The sequence below is a fragment of the Mesorhizobium sp. M5C.F.Ca.IN.020.32.2.1 genome (genome assembly GCF_004023105.1).
GTDB lineage: Bacteria > Pseudomonadota > Alphaproteobacteria > Rhizobiales > Rhizobiaceae > Mesorhizobium > Mesorhizobium wenxiniae.
The window spans coordinates 1-1037 of record NZ_RZSX01001355.1; the positions used below are offsets into that span (position 1 = coordinate 1).

1 protein-coding gene is annotated in these 1037 nt (G+C 59.8%); it reads right to left on the reverse strand.

Going from position 1 to position 1037, the window contains the following annotated elements; translation table 11 throughout:
• Nucleotides 1–733 (reverse strand): substrate-binding domain-containing protein (locus EOA86_RS35935; RefSeq protein WP_128345775.1); only part of this gene is annotated, 733 nt, incomplete at its 3' end.
• Nucleotides 734–1037 lie beyond the last annotated feature (304 nt).

The window sequence follows — 1037 nt, forward strand, 5'->3', positions numbered from 1 at the left end:
GTACCGCACCCGCCGACAAGGCGCCGCCGAGCGACAGAATTCCGTCGATCTCGGAATTGGCGAACAGCAGGCTGGTGACGGCTTCCTGTGCAGGCGCGACGTTGTAGGGCGTGTTGGTCTCGGCAAGGACCGTCACGTCAGGATGGGCCTTAAGCGCCGCGTCAGCGCCTTTGCGACGATCGTCGCTAACCGAAACGCCGGCCGGGCCGTTGAGGATCAGAATCTTGCCCTTGCCGCCGATCGCGTCGATCAGGAACTTGGCCGCCTGATCGCCCCACTGGGCGGAATCGGTGTTGACCTTGGCGGTCACCTGGTCGGTGTCGACAAGGCTATCGAAGTTGATGATGGCGATGCCCTTGGCGCAAGCGTCCGCCAGCACACGCGCCGGCGCGGTCGACGAGCCGGCAATCAGGATGATGGCGTCGACGTCGGAATCGATCATCGACTGGATCTGCTGGATCTGAACGTTGGCGTCGCCCTGGGCGTCGGTCACGACAAGCTTGTCGACCAGTCCTTGCTTCTTCAACGCCTCGACTTCGGTTTCGATAGTGCCCTGTGTCTGCTTCATCCAGGTCGGCACTGAATAAATGTTGGCCCAGCCGATCGTGTACGGCGCCTTGCGGTCGCCCTTGATGCATTTGGCGGCCGCATTGGCCTGCGAACCGGCGCCGAGGCTCAGGAGGAGACCGAAGCAAAGGGCGCTGGCGGATGCGAAAAACGATGATTTCGTCATGATTGTTCCCTTCTGAGGTTAGGCCTGGACGTGCGGGGTCCGGACGAAAAGCTCGCCGGTTGCCGCATCCGGAAACCGCCTGTTTTTTCGTCAGAATTTTCTGCGCCTGGCTCGTTATTGTCTGATATTTCAGACAGTATGTCTGTATATCGGACAAATCGGATGCTAGACTGAGCCTTGACATCTTTCAAGCGTCTTGAGACGAGGGCGAATTGATTTTTACGCGGATGCGGCCGACATGAGCGATAGCGCCACTGGTCTGATCGAAACGGAAGTCGGCGCCCAGCGGCGTAATGGCGAACGG